The 14,223-nt window shown below is 52.9% G+C and carries 9 protein-coding genes and 1 pseudogene; all 10 read left to right on the forward strand.

All coding sequences use genetic code 11. The features are described from left to right. Positions 1 to 155: pseudogene (gene tuf, locus ACRDCA_RS24750) on the forward strand (elongation factor Tu); the annotation flags it as partial. Between the two features lie 256 nt (positions 156 to 411). Next, a complete protein-coding gene (secE, locus tag ACRDCA_RS24755) occupies positions 412 to 795 on the forward strand; it encodes a preprotein translocase subunit SecE (RefSeq protein WP_021182153.1) in 384 nt (127 codons plus the stop codon). A 1-nt stretch (position 796) separates the two neighbouring features. After that, positions 797 to 1,342: a transcription termination/antitermination protein NusG gene (gene nusG / locus ACRDCA_RS24760; protein WP_438691907.1), complete on the forward strand. Its 546-nt coding sequence runs from the start codon at positions 797 to 799 to the stop codon at positions 1,340 to 1,342. 157 nt (positions 1,343 to 1,499) lie between these two features. Then, entirely contained in the window at positions 1,500 to 1,928 is a 429-nt protein-coding gene (gene rplK / locus ACRDCA_RS24765) for a 50S ribosomal protein L11 (protein WP_438691908.1), read from the forward strand. A 3-nt stretch (positions 1,929 to 1,931) separates the two neighbouring features. Then, complete coding sequence (rplA, locus tag ACRDCA_RS24770) at positions 1,932 to 2,636, forward strand: 50S ribosomal protein L1 (protein WP_024485330.1); 705 nt, start codon at positions 1,932 to 1,934, stop codon at positions 2,634 to 2,636. Positions 2,637 to 3,093: 457 nt separating this feature from the next. Next, positions 3,094 to 3,591 carry a 50S ribosomal protein L10 gene (rplJ, locus tag ACRDCA_RS24775; RefSeq protein ID WP_025121549.1) on the forward strand — a complete coding sequence of 166 codons (498 nt, stop codon included), beginning with the start codon at positions 3,094 to 3,096 and terminating at the stop codon, positions 3,589 to 3,591. Positions 3,592 to 3,654: 63 nt separating this feature from the next. Then, positions 3,655 to 4,020, forward strand: a complete 366-nt coding sequence (gene rplL, locus ACRDCA_RS24780) for a 50S ribosomal protein L7/L12 (RefSeq protein ID WP_021182158.1) — start codon at positions 3,655 to 3,657, stop codon at positions 4,018 to 4,020. A 333-nt stretch (positions 4,021 to 4,353) separates the two neighbouring features. Then, positions 4,354 to 8,382 (forward strand): DNA-directed RNA polymerase subunit beta, encoded by a 4,029-nt coding sequence (gene rpoB, locus ACRDCA_RS24785; protein ID WP_438691909.1) that lies wholly within the window; start codon positions 4,354 to 4,356, stop codon positions 8,380 to 8,382. Between the two features lie 118 nt (positions 8,383 to 8,500). Continuing rightward, the gene (rpoC, locus tag ACRDCA_RS24790) at positions 8,501 to 12,724 is read left to right on the forward strand and encodes a DNA-directed RNA polymerase subunit beta' (RefSeq protein ID WP_438691910.1); all 4,224 of its coding nucleotides are present in this window, start codon (positions 8,501 to 8,503) and stop codon (positions 12,722 to 12,724) included. Between the two features lie 109 nt (positions 12,725 to 12,833). After that, positions 12,834 to 14,183: a shikimate transporter gene (shiA, locus tag ACRDCA_RS24795; protein ID WP_438691911.1), complete on the forward strand. Its 1,350-nt coding sequence runs from the start codon at positions 12,834 to 12,836 to the stop codon at positions 14,181 to 14,183. Positions 14,184 to 14,223: the final 40 nt, after the last annotated feature.

A 14,223-nucleotide genomic window follows, 5' to 3' on the forward strand; every position in this document is an offset into this window, starting at 1 on the left:
TGCCAGAAGGCGTAGAGATGGTAATGCCAGGCGATAACGTGAACATGGTTGTTACCTTGATTCACCCAATCGCAATGGACGACGGTCTGCGTTTCGCAATCCGTGAAGGCGGCCGTACTGTAGGTGCGGGCGTTGTTGCCAAAGTTATCGCTTAATCGCGGATAATATTTGACGCGACATGCGATAAAAGGGCATCATTTGATGCCCTTTTTCTACGCTGTGAACTAGAACCTATCTCATCAGCGATTTTGCAGTCATAATCATTGGTGAGATGGGCTCTTAAACGGTATTGACTGAAATACGTCATGGCGTAAAACACCGGGATGCTGCCAAGCGGCATCTGTTCGGTTTGGTTTGCCTCGCATTGCGAGGCAAAGTTGTTTGTTCGAATCATTAGTGACAGGTTGGTTTATGAGTGCGAATACCGAGGCTCAAGGGAGCGGGCGCGGCCTTGAAGCGGCCAAGTGGTCAATCGTCGCCGTTCTGTTGGTTGTGGCTATCGTCGGTAACTATTACTACCGTGATTTCAGCCTGCCGCTGCGTGCGTTGGCCGTTGTCGTGGTGATTGCCGTTGCTGGTGCAGTGGCATTGATGACTACTAAAGGCAAAGCCACCGTTGCGTTTGCGCGTGAAGCGCGTACTGAAGTACGTAAAGTGATCTGGCCAACTCGTCAGGAAACGTTACACACCACGTTGATCGTTGCCGCGGTAACCGCCGTGATGTCACTGATTTTGTGGGGCCTGGATGGTATATTGGTCCGTCTGGTATCGTTTATTACTGGCCTGAGGTTCTAAAATGTCTGAAGCCCCAAAAAAACGCTGGTACGTCGTTCAGGCGTTTTCCGGTTTTGAAGGTCGCGTAGCTCAATCGCTGCGTGAACATATCAAACTGCACGATATGGAAGAGCTGTTCGGCGACGTCATGGTGCCTACCGAAGAAGTGGTAGAAATCCGTGGTGGTCTGCGTCGTAAGAGTGAGCGTAAATTCTTCCCTGGCTATGTACTGGTTCAGATGGTGATGAATGACGCCAGCTGGCACCTGGTGCGCAGTGTTCCTCGTGTGATGGGCTTCATCGGTGGAACTTCCGATCGTCCTGCACCGATCAGCGATAAAGAAGTGGATGCTATCATGAACCGCCTGCAACAGGCTGGTGATAAGCCACGTCCGAAAACGCTGTTCGAGCCGGGTGAGTTGGTGCGCGTTAACGATGGTCCATTTGCTGACTTTAACGGTGTCGTTGAAGAAGTGGACTACGAGAAGAGCCGCCTGAAAGTCTCTGTCTCCATCTTTGGTCGTGCAACGCCGGTGGAACTGGACTTTAGCCAGGTCGAAAAAGGCTGATCGAATAATCAGCACGACAAGCGGATTTGAGGCTTGTCAGAGGCGCGAAATTGAACTACAATTTCGCGCCTTTTGTTTTTAGATGCCTTGCTCTTGTAGCGTGGCGAAACACGGGGAGCCTCTTGCGAGGCGATATTACCCAAACGAGGAAATTTCAATGGCCAAGAAAGTACAAGCCTACGTTAAGCTGCAAGTTGCAGCCGGTATGGCTAACCCAAGTCCACCAGTTGGTCCAGCTCTGGGTCAGCAAGGTGTTAACATCATGGAATTCTGTAAGGCATTCAACGCCAAGACTGACAGCGTTGAGAAAGGCCTGCCGATCCCGGTTGTTATTACCGTTTATTCTGATCGCTCCTTCACTTTCGTAACCAAAACCCCGCCGGCAGCAGTTCTGCTGAAAAAAGCGGCTGGTGTTAAGTCTGGTTCCGGCAAGCCGAACAAAGATAAAGTCGGCAAAGTGACTAGTGCACAGGTTCGTGAAATCGCAGAAACCAAAGCTGCGGACATGACTGGTTCTGACGTTGAAGCGATGATTCGCTCCATCGAAGGTACTGCTCGTTCCATGGGCCTGGTAGTGGAGAATTAAGAAATGGCTAAGCTGACCAAGCGCATGCGCGTGATCCGTGACAAAGTTGATGCTACTAAACAGTATGACATCCTCGAAGCTGTTGCTCTGCTGAAAGAGCTGGCCACTGCTAAATTCGTAGAAAGCGTTGACGTTGCTGTTAACCTCGGCATCGACGCTCGTAAATCAGACCAAAACGTACGTGGTGCTACCGTTCTGCCACACGGCACCGGTCGTTCTGTTCGCGTTGCCGTATTTGCCCAGGGCCCTAACGCTGAAGCTGCTAAAGCTGCAGGCGCAGAGCTGGTAGGTATGGAAGACCTGGCTGACCAGATCAAGAAAGGCGAGATGAACTTCGACGTTGTTATTGCTTCCCCGGATGCAATGCGCGTTGTAGGTCAACTGGGCCAGGTTCTGGGTCCACGTGGTCTGATGCCTAACCCGAAAGTGGGTACCGTTACCCCTAACGTTGCTGAAGCTGTGAAGAACGCTAAAGCAGGTCAGGTTCGTTATCGTAACGATAAAAACGGTATCATCCATACCACTATCGGTAAGGTTGATTTCGACACAGACAAGCTGAAGGAAAACCTTGAGTCTCTGCTGGTTGCGCTGAAAAAAGCCAAACCATCTCAGGCAAAAGGCGTGTACATCAAGAAAGTTAGCCTCTCCACCACCATGGGTGCTGGCGTTGCTATCGATCAAAGCGGCTTGACTGCTGTAGCGAACTAATCACTCTATACCCTATGAATTTCAAGCTGCAGCTAGGCGCCAAGCTCACTCATCCCCAGGAGCTTACTTTTGGGTAAGTGACTGGGGTGAGTGAGTGCCGGTAACAACGCTGCAGTTTGAAAGGCGACGGGTAGATGATTAATCGCTTTTGACTTGGGGGTTGGATTCATCTAGAATCTTATCCCCCAAGGTTCTGCTCTATGCGGGACAACAGAATTTTCGGTTGGAGCCTGGCCTATCCAGGCCTCCGTCCAAGACCGCAGGTGTGTCGCAAGGCACTTAATCCTTCCTGCGTAGACGGTGACAGAGCCTAAAGTATTTTTTTCTTTTGAAAGAATGGTCTTTGCTGGATTCTGCTCACCGTGTTAAGCCGCTCAACAGCGGGTGTTTACACCAAGATGTTGAGTGAAGTGAGTTCCGGGGATTTTCCCCGGCTAAATCCAGGAGCAAAAAGCTAATGGCATTAAATCTTCAAGACAAACAAGCGATTGTTGCTGAAGTCAACGAAGTAGCCAAAGGCGCGCTGTCTGCGGTAGCTGCGGATTCTCGTGGCGTTACCGTTGATAAAATGACTGAACTGCGTAAAGCAGGTCGTGAAGCTGGCGTTTACATGCGTGTTGTTCGTAACACCTTGATGCGTCGCGTAGTTGAAGGCACTCCATTCGAATGCCTGAAAGACACGTTTGTCGGTCCTACCTTGATTGCATTTTCTCATGAACACCCGGGCGCTGCTGCTCGTCTGTTCAAAGATTTCGCGAAAGCGAATGCAAAGTTCGAGATTAAAGCTGCGGCCTTTGAAGGTGAGCTGATCCCTGCGGCACAAATTGACCGCTTGGCAACGCTGCCTACTTACGATGAAGCAATCGCACGCCTGATGGCAACCATGAAAGAAGCCGCTGCCGGCAAATTGGTTCGCACTCTGGCTGCTGTACGCGATCAGAAAGAAGCGGCATAAGCCACTCTTTCTTAGCCTTTGCTAACGTATTTAAACTATTTCTGAATTTTAGGAACTTTTGTTATGTCTATCACTAAAGACCAAATTATCGAAGGCGTTGCAGCTCTGTCTGTAATGGAAATCGTTGAACTGATCGCCGCTATGGAAGAGAAGTTCGGTGTTTCTGCTGCTGCTGTAGCTGCAGGTCCTGCTGCTGCTGTTGAAGCTGCTGAAGAAAAAACTGAATTCGACGTGGTACTGAAAGGTATCGGCGCGAACAAAGTTGCAGTAATCAAAGCAGTACGTGGCGCAACTGGCCTGGGTCTGAAAGAAGCTAAAGACCTGGTTGAGTCTGCACCAGCAGCACTGAAAGAAGGCATCAGCAAAGACGACGCTGAAGCACTGAAAAAAGCTCTGGAAGAAGCTGGCGCTGAAGTTGAAGTTAAATAAGCCACTGCTTTTGGAGTGCAGTCTGTTTTAACTAACAGACTGATGGCTGGTGACTTTTTGGTCACCAGCCTTTTTGCGCTGTAGGGCGTCAGTAGAGTTTCACACTGTTTGACTACTGGCCAACCCCAATATTTCTTTCTATCGACGACTTAATATACCGCCCCTTCTGCCGCAGCCGAATCTGCCGCAACGGCGATGAAATGATTTAAGCGTGATAGAAACGAGTATTGCGGAAAGTGTTCCCGCTTTCCGATCAACAAAACGGTGTTGCATGAACCGTCCCCTATCCGGACGGACAGATAGGTTCGACTTTCCAGCGAGCTGAGGAACCCTATGGTTTACTCCTATACCGAGAAGAAACGTATTCGTAAGGATTTTGGTAAGCGTCCACAAGTTTTGGACATACCTTATCTCCTTTCTATCCAGCTTGACTCGTTCCAGAAATTTATCGAGCAAGATCCAGAAGGGCAATACGGCTTAGAAGCCGCATTCCGTTCTGTTTTCCCTATCCAGAGCTACAGTGGCAATTCGGAGCTGCAATACGTTAGCTACCGTCTTGGTGAGCCGGTGTTTGACGTCAAAGAGTGCCAGATCCGTGGTGTGACGTACTCTGCACCGCTGCGCGTAAAACTGCGCCTGGTGATCTACGAACGTGAAGCGCCAGAAGGTACGGTCAAAGACATCAAGGAACAAGAAGTCTATATGGGCGAAATTCCGCTCATGACCGAAAACGGTACCTTTGTCATTAACGGTACTGAGAGGGTTATCGTATCTCAGCTACATCGTAGTCCTGGTGTATTCTTCGACAGCGATAAGGGCAAGACCCACTCCTCGGGTAAAGTGCTGTATAACGCACGTATCATCCCTTACCGTGGCTCATGGCTGGATTTCGAGTTTGACCCGAAAGACAACCTGTTCGTGCGTATCGACCGTCGCCGCAAACTGCCTGCGACCATTATTCTGCGCGCGCTGAGCTACACCACTGAACAGATCCTTGACCTGTTCTTTGAGAAAATTGTTTTCGAGATCCGTGATAACAAGCTGCAGATGGAGCTGGTTCCTGAGCGTCTGCGTGGTGAAACTGCGTCCTTCGATATCGAAGCCAACGGTAAGATCTACGTTGAGAAAGCACGCCGTATCACCGCTCGTCATATCCGTCAGCTCGAAAAAGACGAGATCCACAGTATTGAAGTACCGGTTGAGTACATCGCGGGCAAAGTGGTCGCGAAGGACTATATCGATACCAATACTGGCGAACTGATCTGTGCAGCCAACATGGAGCTGTCACTGGATCTGTTGGCCAAGCTGAGCCAGTCAGGCCACAAGCGTATCGAAACGCTGTTCACCAACGACCTGGATCACGGTGCGTACATTTCTGAAACCGTACGTGTCGACCCAACCAGCGATCGTCTGAGCGCTCTGGTAGAAATCTACCGCATGATGCGCCCTGGTGAGCCACCAACGCGTGAGGCGGCGGAAAGCCTGTTCGAGAACCTGTTCTTCTCTGAAGACCGCTACGATCTGTCTGCGGTTGGCCGGATGAAGTTCAACCGTTCTCTGCTGCGTGACGAGATCGAAGGTTCGGGCATCCTGAGCAAAGACGACATCATCGAAGTGATGAAGAAGCTCATCGATATCCGTAATGGTAAAGGCGAAGTGGACGATATCGACCACTTGGGCAACCGTCGTATCCGTTCCGTTGGCGAAATGGCCGAGAACCAGTTCCGTGTCGGTCTGGTCCGTGTTGAGCGTGCGGTGAAAGAACGTCTGTCCCTGGGCGATCTGGACACCCTGATGCCTCAGGACATGATCAACGCCAAGCCGATTTCGGCGGCGGTGAAAGAGTTCTTCGGTTCAAGCCAGCTGTCCCAGTTTATGGACCAGAACAACCCGTTGTCCGAGATCACGCACAAGCGTCGTATCTCTGCATTGGGCCCAGGCGGTCTGACCCGTGAACGTGCCGGCTTTGAAGTTCGAGACGTACACCCGACTCACTACGGTCGCGTGTGCCCAATCGAAACGCCGGAAGGTCCAAACATCGGTCTGATCAACTCCTTGTCCGTGTACGCACAGACCAACGAGTATGGCTTCCTGGAAACCCCGTACCGCCGCGTGCGTGACGGCGTGGTTACCGATGAAATCAACTATCTGTCTGCTATTGAAGAAGGCAACTTCGTTATCGCTCAGGCGAACTCCAACCTGGACGAAGAAGGCCGCTTTGAAGAAGACCTGGTTACCTGTCGTAGCAAAGGCGAATCCAGCCTGTTTAGCCGCGACCAGGTTGACTATATGGACGTATCAACCCAGCAGGTCGTTTCTGTTGGTGCTTCACTGATCCCGTTCCTGGAACACGATGATGCCAACCGTGCATTGATGGGTGCGAACATGCAACGTCAAGCGGTACCCACCCTGCGTGCTGACAAGCCGCTGGTAGGTACTGGTATGGAACGCGCCGTAGCGGTTGACTCCGGTGTTACCGCCGTTGCCAAACGTGGTGGTGTGATCCAGTACGTGGATGCTTCCCGTATCGTTATCAAAGTTAACGAAGACGAGATGCAGCCGGGTGAAGCAGGTATCGATATTTATAACCTGACCAAATACACCCGTTCCAACCAGAACACCTGTATCAACCAGATGCCTTGTGTGAATCTGGGTGAGCCAATCGAGCGCGGCGACGTGCTGGCAGATGGCCCGTCTACCGACCTGGGTGAACTGGCGTTGGGTCAGAACATGCGCGTCGCGTTCATGCCTTGGAACGGCTACAACTTCGAAGACTCCATCTTGGTCTCCGAGCGTGTGGTACAGGAAGATCGCTTCACCACCATCCACATTCAGGAACTGGCTTGCGTGTCTCGTGACACCAAACTGGGGCCGGAAGAGATCACTGCCGACATCCCTAACGTGGGTGAAGCAGCGCTCTCCAAGCTGGATGAGTCCGGTATCGTGTATATCGGTGCGGAAGTGACCGGTGGCGACATTCTGGTTGGTAAGGTAACGCCGAAAGGCGAAACCCAGCTGACGCCAGAAGAGAAGCTGCTGCGTGCGATCTTCGGTGAGAAAGCGTCTGACGTTAAAGACTCTTCTCTGCGTGTACCAAACGGCGTTTCCGGTACGGTTATCGACGTGCAGGTCTTCACCCGCGATGGCGTGGACAAAGACAAGCGTGCGTTGGAAATCGAAGAGATGCAGCTGAAGCAGGCGAAGAAAGACCTGACTGAAGAACTGCAAATCCTGGAAGCTGGCCTGTTCGCGCGTATCCACGCGGTACTGGTTAACGGTGGTATCGAAGCCGAGAAGCTGAGCAAGCTGCCACGCGATCGCTGGCTGGAGCTGGGCCTGACCGACGAAGACAAGCAAAACCAGCTGGAACAGCTGGCAGAGCAGTACGACGAACTGAAATCCGACTTCGAGAAGAAGCTGGACGCCAAGCGTCGTAAGATCACCCAAGGCGACGATCTGGCACCAGGCGTGCTGAAAATCGTCAAGGTGTATCTGGCCGTTAAGCGTCAGATCCAACCGGGTGACAAGATGGCAGGCCGCCACGGTAACAAAGGTGTTATCTCCAAGATCAACCCGATCGAAGATATGCCTTACGATGAAAACGGCACGCCGGTAGACATCGTTCTGAACCCGTTGGGCGTTCCATCGCGTATGAACATCGGTCAGATCCTGGAAACACACTTGGGTATGGCGGCGAAAGGCATTGGTGAGAAGATCAACCAGATGCTGAAGCAGCAACAAGAAGTGGCCAAGTTGCGTGAGTTCATCCAGAAGGCTTACGATCTGGGCGACGGCGTTTGTCAGAAAGTTGACCTGAACACCTTCACCGACGACGAAGTCTTGCGTCTGGCAGAGAACCTGAAAAAAGGTATGCCAATCGCAACCCCAGTCTTCGATGGTGCGAAAGAGTCAGAAATCAAGCAACTGCTGGAAATGGGCGGCATCCCAACCTCTGGTCAGATTACGCTGTTTGATGGCCGTACCGGCGAGCAGTTCGAGCGCCAGGTAACCGTCGGCTATATGTACATGCTGAAACTGAACCACTTGGTTGACGATAAGATGCACGCGCGTTCTACCGGTTCTTACAGCTTGGTAACTCAGCAGCCGCTGGGTGGTAAGGCGCAATTCGGTGGTCAGCGCTTCGGTGAGATGGAAGTATGGGCCCTGGAAGCATACGGCGCAGCTTACACCTTGCAGGAAATGCTTACCGTTAAGTCGGATGACGTCAACGGCCGTACTAAGATGTACAAAAACATCGTGGATGGCGATCACCGTATGGAACCAGGCATGCCGGAGTCCTTCAACGTACTGTTGAAAGAAATCCGCTCGCTGGGTATCAACATCGAACTGGAAGGCGACTAATCGCTATTCCGGCTCTGGCTCCCGACCTTAGGGAGTCAGAGGGTGGTTGTTCAGGTCACACGGGCGCACGATTTGTCAGCGTGCGCCCAACAGGTTTAACTCCGACAGGAGCCAATCCGTGAAAGACTTATTAAAGTTTCTGAAAGCGCAAACTAAGACCGAAGAGTTTGATGCGATCAAGATTGCTCTGGCATCGCCAGACATGATCCGTTCATGGTCGTTCGGTGAAGTTAAAAAGCCGGAAACCATTAACTACCGTACGTTCAAGCCTGAGCGTGACGGCCTTTTCTGCGCCCGTATCTTTGGGCCGGTAAAAGATTACGAGTGCCTGTGCGGTAAGTACAAGCGCTTGAAACACCGTGGCGTGATTTGTGAGAAGTGCGGCGTAGAAGTGACCCAGACCAAAGTACGCCGTGAGCGTATGGGCCACATCGAACTGGCTTCCCCAACTGCGCACATCTGGTTCCTGAAATCGCTGCCTTCGCGCATCGGTTTGCTGCTGGATATGCCGCTGCGTGACATCGAACGTGTACTGTACTTCGAATCCTATGTGGTGATCGAAGGCGGTATGACCAACCTCGAGCGTCGTCAGATCCTGACTGAAGAGCAGTATCTGGATGCGCTGGAAGAGTTTGGTGACGAATTCGACGCCAAGATGGGTGCGGAAGCTATTCAGGCCCTGTTGAAAAACATGGATCTGGAAGCCGAGTGTGAGCAGCTGCGTGAAGAGCTGAACGAAACCAACTCCGAAACCAAGCGTAAGAAGCTGACCAAGCGTATCAAGCTGCTGGAAGCGTTCGTGCAGTCTGGCAACAAGCCAGAGTGGATGATCCTGACCGTGCTGCCGGTACTGCCGCCGGATCTGCGTCCGCTGGTTCCACTGGATGGTGGCCGTTTCGCGACTTCAGATCTGAACGATCTGTACCGCCGCGTGATCAACCGTAACAACCGTCTGAAACGCCTGCTGGATCTGGCTGCGCCTGACATCATCGTGCGCAACGAAAAGCGTATGCTGCAAGAAGCGGTAGATGCCCTGCTGGATAACGGCCGTCGCGGTCGTGCCATCACCGGTTCCAACAAACGTCCTCTGAAATCTTTGGCCGATATGATCAAAGGTAAGCAGGGTCGTTTCCGTCAGAACCTGTTGGGTAAACGTGTTGACTACTCTGGTCGTTCTGTTATCACCGTAGGTCCATACCTGCGTCTGCATCAGTGCGGTCTGCCGAAGAAAATGGCACTGGAGCTGTTCAAACCGTTCATCTACGGCAAGCTGGAACTGCGTGGCCTGGCCACCACGATCAAAGCCGCCAAGAAGATGGTTGAGCGCGAAGAAGCTGTCGTTTGGGATATCCTGGACGAAGTGATCCGCGAACACCCGGTACTGCTGAACCGTGCACCAACCCTGCACCGTTTGGGTATCCAGGCGTTTGAACCGGTTCTGATCGAAGGTAAAGCGATCCAGCTGCACCCGCTGGTTTGTGCGGCATATAACGCCGACTTCGATGGTGACCAGATGGCTGTTCACGTACCGTTGACGCTGGAAGCCCAGCTGGAAGCGCGTGCGTTGATGATGTCTACCAACAACATCCTGTCACCAGCGAACGGCGAGCCAATCATCGTTCCTTCTCAGGACGTTGTATTGGGTCTGTACTATATGACTCGTGACTGTGTTAACGCCAAAGGCGAAGGCATGGTTCTGACGGGTCCTAAAGAAGCTGAACGTGTTTACCGCGCCGGTCTGGCCTCTCTGCACGCACGCGTTAAAGTGCGTATTACAGAAGAGATCAAGAATACCGAAGGTGAATCCATTCACCAGACCACCATTATTGATACCACCATCGGTCGCGCCATCCTGTGGATGATCGTACCGCAAGGTCTGCCTTACTCGATCGTTAACCAGCCTTTGGGCAAGAAAGCGATCTCCAAGATGCTGAACACCTGTTACCGCATCCTGGGCCTGAAGCCGACCGTTATCTTCGCTGACCAGATCATGTACACCGGTTTTGCTTACGCTGCCCGTTCAGGCGCATCCGTAGGTATCGATGACATGGTTATCCCTGCCAAGAAAGCAGAGATCATCGAAGAAGCAGAAACCGAAGTTGCCGAGATCCAGGAGCAGTTCCAATCTGGTCTGGTAACCGCGGGCGAACGCTACAACAAAGTGATCGATATCTGGGCTGCGGCGAACGAACGTGTTGCCAAAGCGATGATGGAAAACCTGTCGGTTGAAGACGTGGTTAACCGTGACGGCGTGGTGGAACAACAAGTTTCCTTCAACAGCATCTTTATGATGGCCGACTCCGGTGCTCGTGGTTCTGCCGCTCAGATCCGTCAGTTGGCGGGTATGCGTGGCCTGATGGCCAAGCCAGATGGCTCCATCATCGAAACGCCAATCACCGCGAACTTCCGTGAAGGTCTGAACGTACTCCAGTACTTCATCTCCACGCACGGTGCTCGTAAAGGTTTGGCGGATACCGCACTGAAAACTGCAAACTCCGGTTATCTGACCCGTCGTCTGGTTGACGTGGCACAGGACCTGGTGGTTACCGAAGACGACTGTGGTACTCACAACGGCATCATGATGACTCCGGTTATCGAAGGTGGTGACGTTAAAGAGCCACTGCGTGAACGCGTTCTGGGTCGTGTGACTGCCGAAGATGTCATCAAGCCGGGTACGGCTGACATCCTGGTGCCACGTAACACCCTGCTGAACGAGAAGACCTGTGACCTGTTGGAAGAGAACTCTGTCGACAGCGTTAAAGTCCGTTCCGTAGTTAGCTGTGAAACCGACTTTGGTGTGTGTGCCAACTGCTATGGTCGCGACCTGGCACGTGGTCACATCATCAACAAAGGTGAAGCCATCGGCGTTATCGCGGCACAGTCCATCGGTGAGCCGGGTACCCAGCTGACGATGCGTACGTTCCACATCGGTGGTGCGGCATCTCGTGCGGCTGCTGAATCCAGCATCCAGGTGAAAAACAAGGGTACGCTGAAGCTGAGCAATGTGAAGTTCGTTATGAACGCCGCAGGCAAGCTGGTTATTACCTCTCGTAACACCGAACTGAAGCTGATCGACGAATTCGGCCGTACCAAAGAAAGCTATAAAGTGCCTTACGGTGCCGTAATGGGCAAAGGCGATGGTGCAGAAGTTAACGGCGGCGAAACCGTTGCTAACTGGGATCCACACACCATGCCAGTCGTTACCGAGGTGAGCGGTTTCATTCGCTTCGCCGATATGGTTGACGGCCAGACCATTACCCGCCAGACCGACGAACTGACCGGTTTGTCTTCTCTGGTGGTACTGGACAGCGCAGAGCGTACCGGTAGCGGTAAAGACCTGCGTCCGGCACTGAAAATCGTTGATGCCAAAGGCGACGACGTATTGATCCCAGGTACTGATATGCCTGCTCAATACTTCCTGCCAGGTAAAGCGATTGTACAGCTGGAAGACGGCATTCAGATCGGTGCGGGTGATACCCTGGCGCGTATTCCTCAGGAATCCGGCGGTACCAAGGATATTACCGGTGGTCTGCCACGCGTTGCGGATCTGTTCGAAGCACGTCGTCCGAAAGAGCCGGCAATCCTGGCTGAAATTAGCGGGATTATCTCGTTCGGTAAAGAGACCAAAGGCAAACGTCGCCTGGTCATCTCTCCACTGGACGGCAGCGACGCTTACGAAGAGATGATCCCTAAATGGCGTCAGCTCAACGTGTTCGAAGGTGAAATTGTGGAACGTGGTGACGTTGTTTCTGACGGCCCAGAATCTCCACATGACATCCTGCGTCTGCGTGGTGTGCACGCGGTTACCCGCTACATCACCAACGAAGTGCAGGAAGTTTACCGTCTGCAAGGCGTTAAGATTAACGATAAACACATCGAAGTTATCGTTCGTCAGATGCTGCGTAAAGGGACCATCGTTAGCGCTGGTAGCACCGAGTTCCTGGAAGGCGAACAGGCTGAAGTGTCACGCGTTAAGATTGCTAACCGTAAACTTGCTGCTGAAGGCAAGATCGAAGCAACCTTCTCACGCGATCTGCTGGGTATCACCAAGGCTTCCTTGGCGACCGAGTCCTTCATCTCTGCTGCATCGTTCCAGGAAACGACGCGCGTTCTCACCGAAGCGGCAGTTGCCGGTAAACGTGATGAGCTGCGCGGCCTGAAAGAGAACGTCATCGTGGGCCGTCTGATCCCAGCCGGTACCGGTTACGCTTATCACCAGGATCGTATGCGCCGTAAGGCTCTGGGTGAAACTCCGGTTGTTCCGCAGGTCAGCGCGGAAGAAGCGACAGCCAACCTGGCCGAATTGCTGAATGCTGGCAACCTGGGCGGCAGTGACGAATAAGTCACTTCATCCCTGACTGTGCGTTAAGCAGTGAATGACTAAAGCCCTGGCTATCCTAGCCGGGGCTTTTTGTTGTACAGTGCTGTAAACATAAAATAACGGGACAGGCATGGATACCTCTACATCAGTCAGTGGCAACAGCCCTGCAAACAGTGCAATAACCTCATCAATTCAGTACTCCCAAAGCCGGGCGCGGCGTGCCGCCTGGGGAAGCTTTGTTGGCGCCGTCGTCGATTGGTACGACTTCCTACTGTACGGAATAGTTGCCGCTTTAGTCTTTAACACCGAATTCTTCCCACAGGTCAGCCCAACGATGGGCACGCTGGCCGCTTTTGGCACCTTTGGCGTCGGCTTCCTGTTCCGCCCTTTGGGTGGCATGGTGTTCGGCCACTTCGGCGATAAGCTGGGCCGTAAGCGCATGTTGATGATCACCGTCTGGATGATGGGGATCTCTACGGCGTTGATCGGTCTGTTGCCCTCGTTTGATTCGGTCGGTTGGTGGGCTCCAGTCATGCTGGTGGCGCTACGTGCCGTACAAGGGTTTGCCGTGGGTGGCGAATGGGGTGGCGCCGCTTTATTGGCGGTGGAAAGTGCGCCGAAGAAGCGAAAAGCCTTTTACAGCAGTGGCGTACAAATTGGTTTTGGCGTCGGGCTGCTGTTGGCCACCGGTTCGGTTTCTCTGGTCAGCAAGTTCACCAGCAACGAGGAATTTATTAGCTGGGGCTGGCGTTTGCCGTTCCTGTTTAGCCTGTTATTGGTGGCGATTGCCTGGTGGATCCGTAACGGCATGGACGAGTCGCAGGAGTTTGAGGCCAATAAAACCCTGCATACCCGGGCCGAGAAATTACGCAAGTTCCCGATCTTTGAGGCGCTGCGCCAGAATCCCAAGGCCTTCTTGTTGATCATTGCCCTGCGATTTGGCGAATTGCTGACGATGTACATCGTGACGGCCTTTGCCATGAACTACTCGACTACTCATCTCGGCCTGTCACGGGATCTGTTCCTGAATATCGGCTTGCTGGTGGGGGCGGTGAGCTGTGTGTCGATCCCGTTCTTTGCCTATCTGGCCGACAGCTTTGGCAGGCGGCGGATCTACGTGACAGGAGCATTGATTGGTGTTGCCAGCACGGTGCCGTTTTTCATGGCGTTGGAGAGCCGTGATACGGTGCTGATTATCTTCTTTGCCATCATGCTGGGGAATATGGCGCATGACATGCTGGTTAGCGTGCAGCAGCCGATGTTCACCGAATTGTTTGGTACTGCCTACCGTTATAGCGGGGCCGGTGTGGGTTATCAGGTTGCCAGCGTGGTCGGCGGTGGTTTCACGCCGTTTATTGCCGTCTTGCTGGTGGAGTTGATGGACGGCTCCTGGCATCTGGTTGCTGCCTATCTGGCGATGGGTTGCCTGCTGTCGGCCATTGTTGGTATGAGAATGAAGCCTCAGGCGGTAGAGTCATAAATCAAGGAACCGGAAACGTGCGGCCAGTCTCCGCACGCTC

Origin of the sequence: Serratia sp. (in: enterobacteria), assembly GCF_051654945.1 — a bacterium.
GTDB lineage: Bacteria > Pseudomonadota > Gammaproteobacteria > Enterobacterales > Enterobacteriaceae > Chania.

Coding starts and splice junctions, on each gene's coding strand:
- nusG (WP_438691907.1), top strand. CDS start 797: ATGTCTGAAGCCCCAAAAAAACGCTGGTACGTCGTTCAGGCGTTTTCC.
- rplA (WP_024485330.1), top strand. CDS start 1,932: ATGGCTAAGCTGACCAAGCGCATGCGCGTGATCCGTGACAAAGTTGAT.
- secE (WP_021182153.1), top strand. CDS start 412: ATGAGTGCGAATACCGAGGCTCAAGGGAGCGGGCGCGGCCTTGAAGCG.
- shiA (WP_438691911.1), top strand. CDS start 12,834: ATGGATACCTCTACATCAGTCAGTGGCAACAGCCCTGCAAACAGTGCA.
- rpoB (WP_438691909.1), top strand. CDS start 4,354: ATGGTTTACTCCTATACCGAGAAGAAACGTATTCGTAAGGATTTTGGT.
- rplL (WP_021182158.1), top strand. CDS start 3,655: ATGTCTATCACTAAAGACCAAATTATCGAAGGCGTTGCAGCTCTGTCT.
- rplJ (WP_025121549.1), top strand. CDS start 3,094: ATGGCATTAAATCTTCAAGACAAACAAGCGATTGTTGCTGAAGTCAAC.
- rplK (WP_438691908.1), top strand. CDS start 1,500: ATGGCCAAGAAAGTACAAGCCTACGTTAAGCTGCAAGTTGCAGCCGGT.